We start from the raw sequence: 14,423 nt of genomic DNA on the forward strand, positions 1-14,423 counted from the left end.
GCTCCCACAGGGTTTTGTGCGGTGTAATGGTGATTCGGCGGCAAATGCCTTTAAACTGCGCCCCATGATTAAAGATCCCTTTGCAAGACTTGGCCTGGACCGTGAGGTCCTGACCGTCAGCCAGCTCAACGGCCGCGCGCGGGTGTTGCTTGAAGACGTGTTCAGCAACATCTGGGTCGAAGGCGAAATCTCCAACCTCGCCCGCCCGGCGTCCGGGCACATTTACTTCACGCTCAAGGACAGCGGCGCGCAGGTGCGTTGCGCGTTGTTCCGGCAGAACGCCGCGCGGGTGCGTCAGGCGCTCAAGGATGGCCTGGCCGTCAAAGTGCGCGGCAAGGTCTCGCTGTTCGAGGGCCGTGGCGACTATCAACTGATCCTCGACACCGTGGAGCCTGCCGGTGACGGCGCGCTACGCCTGGCCTTCGATGCGCTGAAAGAAAAGCTCAGCGCCGAAGGCCTGTTCAGTGCCGAACGCAAAGTGCCGTTGCCGGCGCATCCGCAACGCATCGGTATCATCAGTTCGCCGACCGGCGCGGTGATTCGCGACATCATCAGCGTGTTCCGCCGCCGTGCGCCGCAAGTCCAACTGACGCTGATTCCGACCGCCGTGCAGGGCCGTGAAGCCACCGCGCAAATCGTCCGCGCGCTGAAAATGGCCGATGCCCGTGGTTTTGACGCGTTGATCCTCGCCCGTGGCGGCGGTTCGCTGGAAGACCTCTGGTGCTTCAACGAGGAAGCCGTGGCCCGCGCCGTCGATGCTTGTGTGACGCCGATTGTCAGCGCCGTCGGCCATGAAACCGATGTATCGATCAGCGACTTTGTCGCCGACGTTCGCGCACCGACGCCATCAGCGGCTGCCGAATTGCTCGCTCCGGATTCCAGCCATCTGATTCGTCAAGTCGAAAGCCTGCATCGCCGCTTGGTGATGCGCATGCGCGACCGCCTGATGCGTGATCGCCTGCGTCTGGAAGGCATGGCGCGTCGCCTGCGTCATCCCGGCGAACGTCTGCGCCAGCAAGCGCAACGTCTGGATGATCTGGACATGCGCATGCGTCGGGCGTTCGAACGCAGCCTCAACACCCGTCGCGAGCGGCTGATCCGCCTGGAAACCCGCCTCGCCGGACAACATCCGGGACGACAACTGGCGATGTTGCGCCAGCGCCTCGACAGCCTCGCCGAACGCTTGCCGCGTGCCATGCGCGAAGGCCTGAAAAGCCGTCGTCTGCAATTGCACAGCCAGATGCAGACGCTGCATGTGGTCAGCCCGCTGGCAACGCTCGGTCGCGGCTACAGCATTCTGCTTGATGAGCGCGGCCACGCAATCCGCAACGCAGCGCAAACCCACACCGGCCAGCGCCTGAAAGCCAAACTCGGCGAAGGCGAACTGCACGTGCGCGTCGAGGACAATCACCTGACGCCTGTCACCCTCTCTTTACTGGACTGATCCATGCCACGTTTTCTGGCTCCACTGTTTCTGCTGTGCCTGACCTTCAACGCCCACGCCGACAGTTACATCACTCGGCTGCTGAACAAACCGGTGCCGGGCGGCGTCGCAGTGGTTGATCTCGGCACCGCCGCGCAGGCACCGAAAGCCACCTATCAGGGCAAACCGGTGCTGGTGGTCAAGGAACAGAACAACTGGCTGGCGATTGTCGGCGTGCCGTTGACGGTGAAACCGGGCGCGCAGCAGATCAGCAGTGGCGGGCGCAATCTGCCGTTCACCGTGGGCAACAAGAAATACCCGGAACAGCGCATTACCCTGAAGAACAAACAGCAAGTAAACCCGGATCAGTCGAACCTCAAGCGCATCGAGGGTGAACTGGCTGAACAGATCAAGGCTTACCGCAGCTTCAGCCCGAACACACCGAGCAATCTGCTTCTGGACAAACCGGTCAATGGGCCGCTGTCGAGCAAGTTTGGCGTGCGCCGCTTCTTTAATGGTGAAGAGCGCAATCCGCATGCCGGCCTCGACTTTGCGGTGCCGATGGGCACGCCGATCAAGACCCCGGCGGCGGGCAAGGTGATCCTCACCGGCAACTACTTCTTCAACGGCAACACCGTGTTTGTCGACCATGGGCAGGGCTTTATCAGCATGTTCTGCCACATGTCGAAAATTGATGTGAAAGTCGGCGATCAACTGGCGCGGGGCGCGGTGGTCGGCAAGGTTGGCATGACCGGCCGCGCGACCGGGCCGCACATGCACTGGAATGTCAGCCTGAATGATGCGCGGGTGGATCCGGCGATTTTTATTGGTGCATTTCAACCTTAAGACAGCCGATGGGCTGATGGCCCCTTCGCGAGCAAGCTCGCTCCCACAGAGATTTGTGTTGTGAACGCAACCCAATGTGGGAGCGAGCTTGCTCGCGAAGGCGGCCTATAAAACACCACCACACTTAATGAATCTTCAAAAACTCAATTGCGCCCCAATCTAACCTCACGCAAATATCAATAAGATCCACCTCCTTAAGCGCAATAAAATCCTGCATAACCCCGCTTTCCGAGTATTCCTCTCAATTTTTTTCGACTGCTTGCCATCCTCTCCCCTCGCGGTTAGGGTTGAAGGCATGAAAACCTCTCACACCCTCATTCAGCTTCGCCAGCACCGCAGCCTGTGCCTCGTCAGTGCACGACTGCCAGGCTGAATCGCGGCACCTCGTCCCACGCTTTTCCCAGAACATTCGTAACACCGGCAGGCCGCCTCTTTTCGGCCCAGACAATAAGGAATTTCCCGATGAGCATGCTCAAAGATCCGTCTTCGAAATACCGCGCGTTTCCTGTCATCAACCTGCCGGATCGCACCTGGCCGTCGAAAACCATCGACACCGCGCCGATCTGGTGCAGCTCCGACCTGCGTGACGGCAACCAGTCGCTGATCGAGCCGATGGACGCGGTGAAGAAGCTGCGCTTCTGGAAAACTCTCGTTCAGGTAGGCGTGAAGGAAATCGAAGCGTCGTTCCCGGCGGCTTCGCAAACCGACTTCGACTTCGTGCGTACTCTGATCGAAGAAGGCCACATTCCGGACGACACCACCATTCAGGTGCTGACCCAGGGCCGTGAAGACTTGATCGAGCGCACCTTCGAATCCCTGCGTGGCGCGAAGAAAGCCATCGTTCACTTGTACAACGCCACCTCGCCATCCTTCCGACGCATTGTCTTCAACCAAGACAAGGACGGCATCAAGGCCATCGCCGTCAACGCGGCCAAGCTGTTCGTCAAATACGCCGCGATGCAGCCGGACACCGAATGGACCTTCGAATACTCGCCGGAAACCTTCAGCGCCACCGAGCTGGAATTCGCCAAGGAAGTCTGTGATGCAGTGATCGAGGTGTGGAACCCGACGCCTGAGCACAAGATGATCCTCAACCTGCCAGCTACCGTTGAGTGCGCGACCCCGAACATCTACGCCGACCAGATCGAGTGGTTCGGCCGCAACATCAACCGTCGTGATAGCGTGATCATCAGCCTGCACACCCACAACGACCGTGGCACCGGTGTCGCCGCCACCGAGTTGGGCCTGATGGCCGGCGCCGATCGCGTCGAAGGCTGCCTGTTCGGCAACGGTGAGCGTACCGGTAACGTCGACCTCGTCACCGTCGCCCTGAACATGTACACCCAGGGTCTCGACCCGCAGCTGGACTTCTCCGACATCGACGGCGTGCGCAAAGTCGTCGAAGAGTGCAACCAGATTCAGGTGCACCCGCGTCACCCGTACGTTGGCGACCTGGTGCACACCGCATTCTCCGGCTCGCACCAGGATGCAATCCGCAAGGGCTTCTCCCAGCAGAAACCCGATGCACTGTGGGAAGTGCCGTACTTGCCGATCGACCCGGCCGACATTGGCCGCAGCTACGAGGCGGTGATCCGCGTCAACAGCCAGTCGGGCAAGGGCGGCATCGCTTACTTGCTGGAGCAGGAATACGGCATCAGCCTGCCACGTCGCATGCAGATCGAATTCAGCCAGGTGGTGCAGCGTGAGACCGACCGCTTGGGCCTGGAAATGACCGCCAAGCAGATTCACTCGCTGTTGATCAGCGAATACCTGCAAGCCAACACCCCGTATGCGCTGGTCAGCCATCGCCTGCAGGAAGAAAACGGCAACAGCAATGTTGAAGTGGAAGTGGCGAGCAAGGGTCAGGGCGAAACCAATCTGCACTGGCGCGGCAAGGGCAACGGTGCGCTGGAAGCACTGGTCGCCGGCCTGCCGATTCCGGTGGAGATCATGGACTACAACGAACACGCGATCGGCGCGGGCACCAACGCCAAAGCAGCGGCGTACATCGAACTGCGTGTGAATGGCGAACGTGCGGTGCACGGCGTCGGCATCGATGAAAACATCACCACGGCCAGCTTCAAGGCCCTGTTCAGCGCGCTGAACCGCTCCCTGAGCCAGCCTGAGGCGAAAGCGGCGTAAGCCTTCGATGAAATACAAAAGGCCCCGGCGTTTAAACGCCGGGGCCTTTTTTTGCCTGCGATCGTTCCCACGCTCTGCGTGGGAATGCCTCAAGGGACGCTCTGCGTCCAGTGACGCGGAGCGTCACGGGCTGCATTCCCACGCAGAGCGTGGGAACGATCAGTTACCTCAGGTGAACTCGAAGGTGTCGGCATCCAGATTCGCCGGGAAACGCTCGCGATATGCCGCCAGTGGTGCCGCTTCCAGCACAGCCTTGAACACCCCGTCTGCCTCCCCCGCCGCCAGCAAGGTTTCCCCCTGGAAATCCAGCACCTGACTGTCACCGGTATACGCAAAACCTTTACCGTCAGTGCCAACGCGATTCACCGCTGCCACATAACAAAGGTTTTCGATAGCCCGTGCCGGCAACAGGCGATTCCAGTGCAGACGCCGCGCCCCCGGCCAATTGGCGGTGTACAGCAGCAGATCGGTGTCCTGGGCATCGCGGCTCCACACCGGGAAGCGCAGGTCGTAACAAATCAGCGGACGCACACGCCAGCCCTTGAGCTCAAACTGCACCTGCCGTTCGCCGGGGGTGTAGTGGTTATGCTCGCCGGCCATGCGAAACAAGTGACGCTTGTCGTAATGCAGCACCTCGCCGTCCGGCCGCGCCCACAGCAGGCGGTTGCGATGGCTGCCGTCAGACGCCTGAATGATCACACTGCCGGTGATCACTGCATTGAGCTTTGCGGCCTGTGCCCGCAGCCATTTACTGGTCGGGCCGTTTTCGGCTTCGGCTAGGGTCTCGGACTCCATGGAGAATCCGGTGGTGAACATTTCCGGCAGGATGATCAGATCCGCCCCGCGCGCCTGCTCCAGCAGCGCATCGAAATGCTCCAGATTCGCCTGGCGGTCATGCCAGGCCAGGCTGGTCTGGATCAACGCCAGGTTGAGATCGGGCAACGCACTCAGATCACGCATAGTTTCGCCGCTGCTTCACGCAGCGTCTCCTCGCGTTTGGCAAAGCACAGGCGCACCAGGCGTTGGCCTTGCGGTGGATTCTGGTAAAACACCGAGACCGGGATACTCGCCACGCCGTGTTCGCGGGTCATCCACATGGCCATCTCGACGTCATTCAGGTCGGGGCGGATTTGCGAATAATCGACCAGTTGGAAATAGGTGCCGGTGACACGGGTGAAGCTGAAGCGAGACGGCGCGAGCAGATCGCAGAACAGATCGCGTTTGGCCTGATAGAAGCCCGGCAGTTCTTCAACGTGCTCCGGGTGCTCGGCCATGTAATCGGCCAGCGCGTATTGCAGCGGTGTGACGCCGCAGAAACTGACGTACTGATGCACCTTGCGCAACTCTGCCGTAAGCGCTGGCGGTGCCACGACGTAGCCGGTTTTCCAGCCAGTGACGTGATACGTCTTGCCGAACGAGCTGACCACGAAGGCCCGCTGATACAGTTCTTCGTGGGCCAGAACGCTGACATGCGGCACGCCGTCGAACACCAGGTGTTCGTAGACTTCGTCGCTGATCAGGTAGATGTCGCGATCACGGATCAGCGCTGCCAATTGATCCAGTTCGTCGCGAGTGATCAGCGCGCCGCTCGGATTATGTGGGGTGTTGATGACGATCATTTTCGTGCGCGGACTCAGGGCCGCGGCGAGCTTGTCGAAATCAATGGAGAAGTCGTCCGGGTTCAACTGCACATGCACGCAACGACCGCCCGCCAATTCCGTCGCCGGTTCGTAGCTGTCGTAACAAGGATCGAACACGATGACTTCGTCGCCGCTGTGGATAACCGCCTGAATCGCACAGAAGATCGCTTGGGTCGCGCCCGGCGTGACTGTCACTTCGCTGTCAGCATTGACCTGCACGCCATAGCTGCGAGCGATTTTCGCCGCAATCTGCTCGCGCAGCGCCGGCAAACCGGTCATCGGCGAATACTGGTTATGGCCACTGGCAATATGCCGACCGACCGCGTCGCGCAACGACTGCGGGCCGTCAAAATCAGGGAAACCCTGGGACAGGTTGATGGCTCCGGTTTGCGCCGCGAGCTGAGACATCTGCGTGAAAATCGTGATGCCGACATTCGGCAGCTTACTGGTAATCATCGGGGGTTCCCTGCTCAACACCCGGCTCTGACGACGGCGCGGGAGAGCCCGAGGATAGCCCATCCGACGCCCATAAAAAAAGGGCGCCGGATGGCACCCCTCTCTCATATTGATCGTTCCCACGCTCTGCGTGGGAATGCAGCCTTGGACGCTCTGCGTCCACCGCTTATGTGACGCAGAGCGTCACGGGATACATTCCCACGCGGAGCATGGGAACGATCAGCGACCTGCGACCTTATTTCTTGTCGCGGCGCTTTTTGTCGGCTTTCTTGCTGTGCGACATCATTCGACGCTTCCTGTTGACCTGGCGGTCGGTCAGCGTATTTTTGTTGCCTTCGTACGGGTTCTCGCCGCCCTTGAACTCGATGCGGATCGGCGTACCGACCAGCTTCAGCACACGGCGGTAAGTGTTCTCCAGATAGCGCACATACGACTTCGGCACTTTCTCGATCTGGTTACCGTGGATCACGATGATCGGCGGGTTAGCACCACCCAAGTGGGCATAACGCAGCTTGATCCGGCGGTTGTTGACCATCGGTGGCGCGTGCTCGCCAACCGCGTCTTCCAGAATCTGGGTCAGACGGTTGGTCGGCCAGCGGGTGACCGCCGACTTGAACGAGTTCTGTACGGACGCGTAGAGGTTACCCACGCCGGTGCCGTGCAGGGCCGAGATGAAGTGAATGTCGGCGTAATCAACGAAGAACAGACGACGCTGCAGCTCGACCTTGACGAAGTCGCGCTCGCTCGGCGTCATGCCGTCCCACTTGTTGATCGCGATCACCAGCGCACGACCCGACTCGATGGCAAAACCGAGCAGGTTGAGGTCGTGATCGACCACACCTTCGCGGGCGTCCATCACGAAGATCACCACGTTGGCGTCTTTGATCGCCTGCAGAGTTTTCACCACGGAGAATTTTTCGACTTCTTCGTGGATCTTGCCGCGCTTGCGCACACCGGCGGTGTCGATCAGCGTGTACTTCTCTTCATTGCGTTCAAACGGAATGTAGATACTGTCGCGGGTGGTGCCGGGTTGGTCATAAACGATTACCCGGTCTTCACCGAGCATACGGTTGACCAGCGTCGATTTGCCGACGTTCGGACGGCCGATGATGGCGATCTTGATCCCGTCTTTTTCGCTCGGGCCAGGAATGCGCTTGGCTTCCTCGCCTTCGGCAACGATCTCTTCCTCGCCGTCTTCAGGCTCTTCTTCGTCTTTGGGGAAATCACCCAGGGCGATTTCCAGCATCTGCGTGATGCCACGGCCGTGAGCACCGGCGACAGGAATCGCGTGGCCCATGCCCAACGGAGCGAATTCGGCGCGGGCCATTTCCGGGTCGATGTTGTCGACCTTGTTGGCGACCACGTAGGAACGCTTGTTACGTTTGCGCAGGTGTTCGGCGATCATCTGGTCGGCGGCGGTAAAACCGGCCTTGGCATCTACCAGGAACAGCACAACATCCGCTTCTTCAATGGCCAGCAGCGACTGCTCGGCCATTTTTTCGTCCATACCGTGCTCGTCACCGGAGATACCACCAGTGTCGACCAGAATGTAGGAACGCCCTTGCCACTTGGCCTCACCGTACTGGCGATCACGGGTCAGACCGGACAAGTCGCCGACGATGGCGTCACGAGTCCTGGTCAGGCGGTTGAACAAGGTGGACTTGCCGACGTTCGGTCGGCCCACCAGGGCGATTACGGGAACCATGCGGCTCTCCACTTCGTTATTTCAGAAAATACAAAAGCCGCTGCGAGGCAGCGGCTGGTGCTCGGGGCAACGCCTGATAGCGTTGCAAGCCCCATGAATCCGGGGCCGCCTGGGGGTTTAACCCCAAGCATAGTTGTTACTTGATGGTCAGGGCTTCCAGTTTGCCGCTGTTGCCATACACATAAATCGTGTCACCCACCACCAGCGGACGGGCACGCAGGCCGTCGCTGTCGATGCGCTCACGGCCGACGAAACGACCGTCAACCTGGCTCATCAGGTGCAGGTAACCTTCCAGGTCACCCACTGCCACGTAGCTGGAGAACACTTCCGGAGCCGACAGTTGACGGCGAGCCAGCGAATCGTTGCTCCACAATGCAGTGGTCGAACGCTCGTCAACACCCTCAACGGTGCCCGAGGACAGGCTCACGTAGACGCTGCCGAAACCCTGAGCGATACCGGCGTAGCTCGACGCATCGCGCTGCCAGAGTTGACGACCGCTTTCCAGGTCCAGTGCCGCCACGCGACCCTGATAGCTGGCAACGTACAGCGTACCGCCGGACAGCAGCAGACCGCCGTCGATGTCGACCACGCGCTCCAGTTCCGAACGACCTTGTGGAATCGCGATCCGTTGTTCCCAGACCGGCACGCCGTTGGAAATGTCCAGAGCAACCACTTTACCGGTCGACAGGCCAGCCACCGCGAGGCGGTTGGTGACCAGCGGGGCACTGGTGCCACGCAGGGTCAGTACCGCCGGAGTGCTGTCATACACCCAGCGCTGGGTACCGGTGGAGGCATCCAGACCGATCAGACGATCGTCCTGAGTCTGCACCACCACCACGTCACCGTTGTTGGCCGGCGGCGCGAGCACTTCACTGGTCACGCGAGCACGCCACTTCTCTTCACCATTGCTGGTATCCAGAGCGACGACTTCACCACGCAGGGTGCCGATCAGCACCAGACCATAACCCACTCCAACGGCGCCGGAGACAGGCAGATCAAGATCCTGCTTCCACTTCACGTCGCCGTTGCTGCGATCCATGGCCATCACCACGCCGGTCACATCAGCGGCGTAGATGGTGTCACCGTCGATCGCCGGTACCAGCATGTTGTAGGTTTCGCCCTGACCGTCACCGATCGAACGACTCCACTGCTTGTGCAGAACCACTTCTTCTTTGAAGTCGGTCAGTTCGGCCGGTGGCAATTCTTTTTTGCTGTTGCTGCTGCAACCCGCGGCCAGAAGGGCCAGAGCCAGCAATGCTGCATGCTTCCAACGGATCACGTCACGCATCCCCTTTGGCCAGGTCGTCGAGCTTGATTTGAAGGCCACCGACCGCCGCTTCATCCGACAGTGCCGCCTTGGCTTTTTGATACGCCTTGTTCGCGTCATCGGTACGGCCCAGCTGCACCAGCAGGTCGCCCTTGAGTTCTTCGCGAGTGGCCAGGAACGCTTTGTCGGCATCGCCGTCGAGCAGTTTCAGGCCGTCTTCAGCCTTGTTCTGCGCACCCAGTACCTGTGCCAGACGCTGACGGGCGATTTCGCCCAGCGCCGGGTTGGCCGGTTTGTCGACGATAGCTTTCAGCTCGGTTGCCGCGTCATCCAGCTTGCCGCTGTCGACCGCCACTTTGGCGACGAACAGGCTGCCGTACTGCGCGTAGGCAGAGCCGCCGAATTCGCTGTTGAGCTTGCCGGCCAGATCCGCAACGCGAGCAGCATCAGGCTTGCCGTCAGGCGTCAGCGTGGTTTCCAGCAGTTGCTGATAGAGCACCGAGGCGCCTTGCGACTGGTTGCTCTGATATTTGTGATAGGCCTGCCAGCCGAACACGATGACCAGCGCCAACAGGCCGCCGGTGACCAGAGGTTTGCCGTTGCGTGTCCACCAGTCCTTCAAATCCGCCAACTGTTCGTCTTCGGTACTCGACACCCCAATACTCCTTAATCGCTAAATCGGCTGTTTGGACAGCTTCAACCCTGCACGACGCAGGTGGCCAGGTGAGCGGCGAGCGCATCCCAGGCAATGCTTTGTTGTTCGCCCTGGCCACGCAGGGGTTTGAAACCTACCACTTGCTGGGCCATTTCGTCGTCACCGAGGATCAGTGCGTACAGCGCACCGCTCTTGTCGGCCTTCTTGAACTGGCTTTTGAAGCTGCCGGCGCCGGCATTGACTTGCAGGCGCAGGTTTGGAAGTTGATCACGAACACGTTCAGCCAGGGCCAGACCGGCCAGCTCGGCCTCTTCACCGAAGGCGCAGAGGTAGACGTCAACCTGACGGGAGATTTCTTCCGGGATCTGCTCAAGGGTTTCGAGCATCAACACCAGACGCTCGATGCCCATGGCGAAACCGACGCCGGTGGTCGGCTTGCCGCCCATCTGCTCAACCAGACCGTCGTAACGACCGCCGGCGCAAACAGTGCCCTGGGCGCCGAGCTTGTCGGTGACCCATTCGAAAACGGTTTTGCTGTAGTAGTCGAGGCCACGCACCAGCTTCGGATTGAGCACGTAAGGAATGCCCACGGCATCCAGACGCGACTTCAAACCTTCGAAGTGCGCACGGGACTCGTCATCGAGGTAGTCGGCCATTTTCGGCGCATCGACCAGCACCGCTTGAGTGTCGGCATTTTTCGTGTCGAGCACGCGCAGCGGATTGGTTTTCAGGCGACGCTGGCTGTCTTCGTCGAGCTTGTCGTGGTGCGCCAAGAGGTACTCGACCAGCGCTTCACGATAGCGACCACGAGACTCGCTGGTGCCGAGGCTGTTGAGTTCGAGTTTGACCGCATCACGAATGCCCAGCTCACCCCACAGGCGCCAGGTCATGGTGATCAGCTCGGCGTCGATGTCCGGACCGTCGAGGTTGAACACTTCCAGACCGATCTGGTGGAACTGGCGATAACGGCCTTTCTGCGGACGCTCGTGGCGGAACATCGGGCCGATGTACCAGAGTTTCTGCACCTGGCCACCGCCGGTGATGCCGTGCTCGAGCACAGCACGCACACACGCTGCGGTGCCTTCCGGACGCAGGGTCAGGGAGTCGCCGTTGCGGTCTTCGAAGGTGTACATCTCTTTTTCGACGATGTCGGTCACTTCACCGATCGAGCGCTTGAACAGCTCGGTGAACTCGACGATCGGCATGCGGATCTGCTTGTAACCGTAGTTATCCAGCAAACGCGCAACGGTGCCCTCGAAATAACGCCACAGCGGGGTCTGTTCGGGCAGGATGTCGTTCATGCCACGAATGGCTTGCAATGACTTGCTCACTTTAAATCCTTAAATTCGTTCGGCTCTTCAGTCAGGGTCAGCCGCGCGCAATTACGGCAGCGTCAGCTTCGACCTTTTCGGCCGCTTTCTGGCGGATCAGCCTTTCCAGCTCGTCCACCAGATTGTCATTCGTCAGTTTCTGCGCCGGCTTGCCGTCGATGTAAATCAGGTTTGGCGTGCCGCCGGTCAAGCCGATATGGGCTTCCTTGGCTTCGCCAGGACCGTTGACCACACAACCGATCACCGCGACATCCAGCGGCACCAGCAGGTCTTCAAGGCGCCCTTCCAGCTCGTTCATGGTTTTCACCACATCGAAGTTCTGCCGCGAGCAGCTCGGGCAGGCGATGAAGTTGATGCCACGGGAACGCAGATGCAAAGACTTGAGAATGTCGTAACCGACCTTCACTTCCTCGACCGGGTCGGCCGCCAGCGAGATGCGGATAGTATCGCCAATCCCTTCGGCGAGCAGCATACCTAGGCCCACGGCGGATTTCACTGTGCCCGAACGCAATCCACCGGCTTCGGTGATGCCCAGGTGCAGTGGCTGGACGATTTCCTTCGCCAGCAAGCGGTAGGCTTCGACGGCCATGAACACGTCGGAGGCTTTAACGCTGACCTTGAAGTCCTGGAAATTCAGGCGTTCGAGGTGTTCAACGTGGCGCAAAGCAGATTCGACCAACGCGGCTGGGGTCGGCTCGCCGTATTTCTTTTGCAGGTCTTTTTCCAGCGAACCGGCGTTGACGCCGATGCGGATCGGAATCCCGCGATCACGCGCCGCATCGACCACAGCACGAACACGGTCTTCACGACCGATGTTGCCCGGGTTGATGCGCAGGCAGTCCACACCCAGTTCGGCTACGCGCAAGGCGATCTTGTAGTCGAAGTGAATGTCAGCAACCAGAGGCACCTTGACCAGTTGCTTGATCTTGCCGAACGCCTCGGCGGCGTCCATGTCCGGTACCGAAACGCGCACGATGTCGACGCCAGCGGCTTCCAGACGATTGATTTGCGCAACAGTGGCGGCCACGTCATTGGTGTCGCTGTTGGTCATGCTCTGCACCGCGATCGGCGCATCGCCGCCCACCGGTACGTTGCCGACCCAGATCTTGCGCGAAACGCGACGTTTGATTGGAGATTCGCCGTGCATGACTTATTGACCCAACTTCAGGCGAGCAGTCTCGCCACTGGTGAACGGAGCGATATCGACCGGCTGGCCGTTGTAGCTGACCTGTGCAGCACGGGCAACGCCCAGGCGCACGGCAAGCGGCGGCTTGCCGCTGACGGTCACGTTATCGCCTTTGTGCTTCAGACCGCTGAACAGTACTTTGCCACGGCCATCGGTAACCTGTGCCCAGCAATCGGCGCTGAACTGCAGTTGTACCTGGCCGTCGCCTGCAACCGGCGCGGCCGCTTCTGCGGTGGCTGCTGGTGCTGCGGGCGCTACCGGAGCGGTAACGGTCGGCGCCGGGGTAGCCGGAGCGTTAGGCGCGGGGGTGGCAGCCACCGGCGCCGGTGTATGAACCGGAGCGGTCGGTGTGGCAGCCGGAACAGTCGGAACAACCGGTGCAGCTGGAGCAGTCGCCGGAGCAGCAGCCTCTGCCCCAGTCGATTCAGCAGTGGTTTCAGACTGAGGCAGTGCCAGCGCAGTCGAGCTGTCGGACTGGTTCTCCTCGACAGCCTGGTCTTCCGGCTCATCGATCGGGTGAATCTGGGTGGTGCCGTCAGCACCTTCGACTTCAACGTGCTCAGGCGCCAGCGACGTCAGGTCCTTGGTGCGCAGCGATGTCTGATCCTGCCACCAGACGAAACCACCGCCGATGACCGCGATCAGCAACAGCAGGCTGACAATACGCAAAATGGTGTGGGAAACCCGCACGGGCTCCTCGATTCGGCCCAGGGCGTGAACATTGCTGCCTTGGGAGTCGGTACCGGTGGACTGGTCGAATTGCTGAACCAGAACGGTCTGGTCCATGCCGAGCAATTTGGCATAGGCGCGAATGTAACCGCGAGCGAAGGTATGCCCCGGCAGCTTGTCGAAAGCGCCGGCTTCAAGGTTGCTCAGGGAGGTCACGGTGAGGTTGAGCTTGAGGGCCACTTCGGCCAGCGACCAGCCATTGCTTTCGCGGGCCTGGCGCAGGGTCTCACCGGGGTTAACGCGATTCGCTGCTACAACTTCGGGATGCGCCGCTTTCATCATTGCTCCGACAGGTATTGCTGATATTCCGGCGTACCGGGATAGAGTCGTTTTAATTGCAGGCCATAACTGGCGGCCTTGTCGCGATCTTCAAACACTTTTGCCAGCCGAACGCCGAGCAATAGACTACGTGCATTTTGTTCGGTCAGCAGGCTGAAACGGTCGTAATAGTCACGCGCGGGCACATAATGCCTGTCTTCGAAGGACAACTCAGCCATTTCCAGCAATGCGCGCGGTTGTTGACGATTCAAACGCAGCGCCTTTTCCAGTTGCTGCTGCGCCAGATCACGCTGACCGAGCTTCGCGGCGGTCATGCCAAGGTTTTCGAACACACGCGAACGCTCAGGATACAGGGTATCGGCGGCGGCCTGTTCAAAACGCTCGTAGGCTTCTTTATAACGCTGTTGTTCGTAGAGAAAACTGCCGTAGTTGTTGAGGATGCGCGCATCGGCGGGACGGGAGGACAAAGCCTTGCGGAAGTGTTCGTCGGCCAGCTCAGGCTCCATTTCGGACTGGAACACCAGGCCGAGGGCCGCGTTGGCATCAGGATCGGAACCGTCGATGTCCAGCGCCTTCTTCAGCGGCACCTTGGCCCGCTCGCTCATGCCTTGCTGCAAGTATCCCAGCCCCAGCTGCACGTAGGCAGCCCGCGCTTCATCGCGGCCCTTGCTGGTCTTCATCGGGTTGTAGTCACCCGACAGGACACAACCAGCACACAGGCTGGCCAACAGCAACAGCAGCGCAAAGCGCAGGGACATAGAGAT

Annotated in this window: 12 protein-coding genes; 3 read left to right on the top strand and 9 right to left on the bottom strand. The window is 60.2% G+C overall.

Going from position 1 to position 14,423, the window contains the following annotated elements:
- Window positions 1-64 precede the first annotated feature (64 nt).
- The 3 genes from xseA to leuA all read left to right on the top strand — a co-directional run bounded on the left by xseA (window position 65) and on the right by leuA (window position 4,411).
- Complete coding sequence (xseA, locus tag ACWR1S_RS16870) at window positions 65-1,444, top strand: exodeoxyribonuclease VII large subunit (protein ID WP_454564301.1); 1,380 nt, start codon at window positions 65-67, stop codon at window positions 1,442-1,444.
- 3 nt (window positions 1,445-1,447) lie between these two features.
- Window positions 1,448-2,269, top strand: coding sequence for a peptidoglycan DD-metalloendopeptidase family protein (locus tag ACWR1S_RS16875; RefSeq protein WP_454564302.1), 822 nt, complete (start codon window positions 1,448-1,450; stop codon window positions 2,267-2,269).
- Window positions 2,270-2,731: 462 nt separating this feature from the next.
- Window positions 2,732-4,411, top strand: coding sequence for a 2-isopropylmalate synthase (gene leuA / locus ACWR1S_RS16880; protein WP_053123514.1), 1,680 nt, complete (start codon window positions 2,732-2,734; stop codon window positions 4,409-4,411).
- A gap of 168 nt (window positions 4,412-4,579) precedes the next feature.
- Here the strand turns inward: leuA and ACWR1S_RS16885 are convergent, their stop codons facing one another.
- The 9 genes from ACWR1S_RS16885 to pilW all read right to left on the bottom strand — a co-directional run bounded on the left by ACWR1S_RS16885 (window position 4,580) and on the right by pilW (window position 14,417).
- Window positions 4,580-5,371, bottom strand: coding sequence for an amidohydrolase (locus tag ACWR1S_RS16885; protein ID WP_454564303.1), 792 nt, complete (start codon window positions 5,369-5,371; stop codon window positions 4,580-4,582).
- Window positions 5,359-6,507, bottom strand: coding sequence for a pyridoxal phosphate-dependent aminotransferase (locus tag ACWR1S_RS16890; protein WP_454564304.1), 1,149 nt, complete (start codon window positions 6,505-6,507; stop codon window positions 5,359-5,361). Before ACWR1S_RS16890 ends, ACWR1S_RS16885 begins: the two co-directional genes overlap by 13 nt.
- 235 nt (window positions 6,508-6,742) lie before the next feature.
- Window positions 6,743-8,212, bottom strand: a complete 1,470-nt coding sequence (der, locus tag ACWR1S_RS16895) for a ribosome biogenesis GTPase Der (RefSeq protein WP_454564305.1) — start codon at window positions 8,210-8,212, stop codon at window positions 6,743-6,745.
- A 136-nt stretch (window positions 8,213-8,348) separates the two neighbouring features.
- Window positions 8,349-9,500, bottom strand: coding sequence for an outer membrane protein assembly factor BamB (bamB, locus tag ACWR1S_RS16900; RefSeq protein ID WP_454564306.1), 1,152 nt, complete (start codon window positions 9,498-9,500; stop codon window positions 8,349-8,351).
- A complete protein-coding gene (locus ACWR1S_RS16905; protein ID WP_007916865.1) occupies window positions 9,493-10,134 on the bottom strand; it encodes a YfgM family protein in 642 nt (213 codons plus the stop codon). Before ACWR1S_RS16905 ends, bamB begins: the two co-directional genes overlap by 8 nt.
- A 41-nt stretch (window positions 10,135-10,175) precedes the next feature.
- Window positions 10,176-11,465, bottom strand: coding sequence for a histidine--tRNA ligase (gene hisS, locus ACWR1S_RS16910; protein ID WP_454564307.1), 1,290 nt, complete (start codon window positions 11,463-11,465; stop codon window positions 10,176-10,178).
- A gap of 37 nt (window positions 11,466-11,502) precedes the next feature.
- Window positions 11,503-12,612, bottom strand: a complete 1,110-nt coding sequence (gene ispG, locus ACWR1S_RS16915) for a flavodoxin-dependent (E)-4-hydroxy-3-methylbut-2-enyl-diphosphate synthase (protein WP_008084646.1) — start codon at window positions 12,610-12,612, stop codon at window positions 11,503-11,505.
- Window positions 12,613-12,615: 3 nt separating this feature from the next.
- A complete protein-coding gene (locus ACWR1S_RS16920) occupies window positions 12,616-13,659 on the bottom strand; it encodes a RodZ domain-containing protein (RefSeq protein WP_454564308.1) in 1,044 nt (347 codons plus the stop codon).
- Window positions 13,659-14,417: a type IV pilus biogenesis/stability protein PilW gene (gene pilW / locus ACWR1S_RS16925; RefSeq protein WP_186615264.1), complete on the bottom strand. Its 759-nt coding sequence runs from the start codon at window positions 14,415-14,417 to the stop codon at window positions 13,659-13,661. The genes ACWR1S_RS16920 and pilW overlap by 1 nt, the downstream gene beginning before the upstream one ends.
- Window positions 14,418-14,423 lie beyond the last annotated feature (6 nt).

This window comes from Pseudomonas sp. AIG (assembly GCF_977020205.1).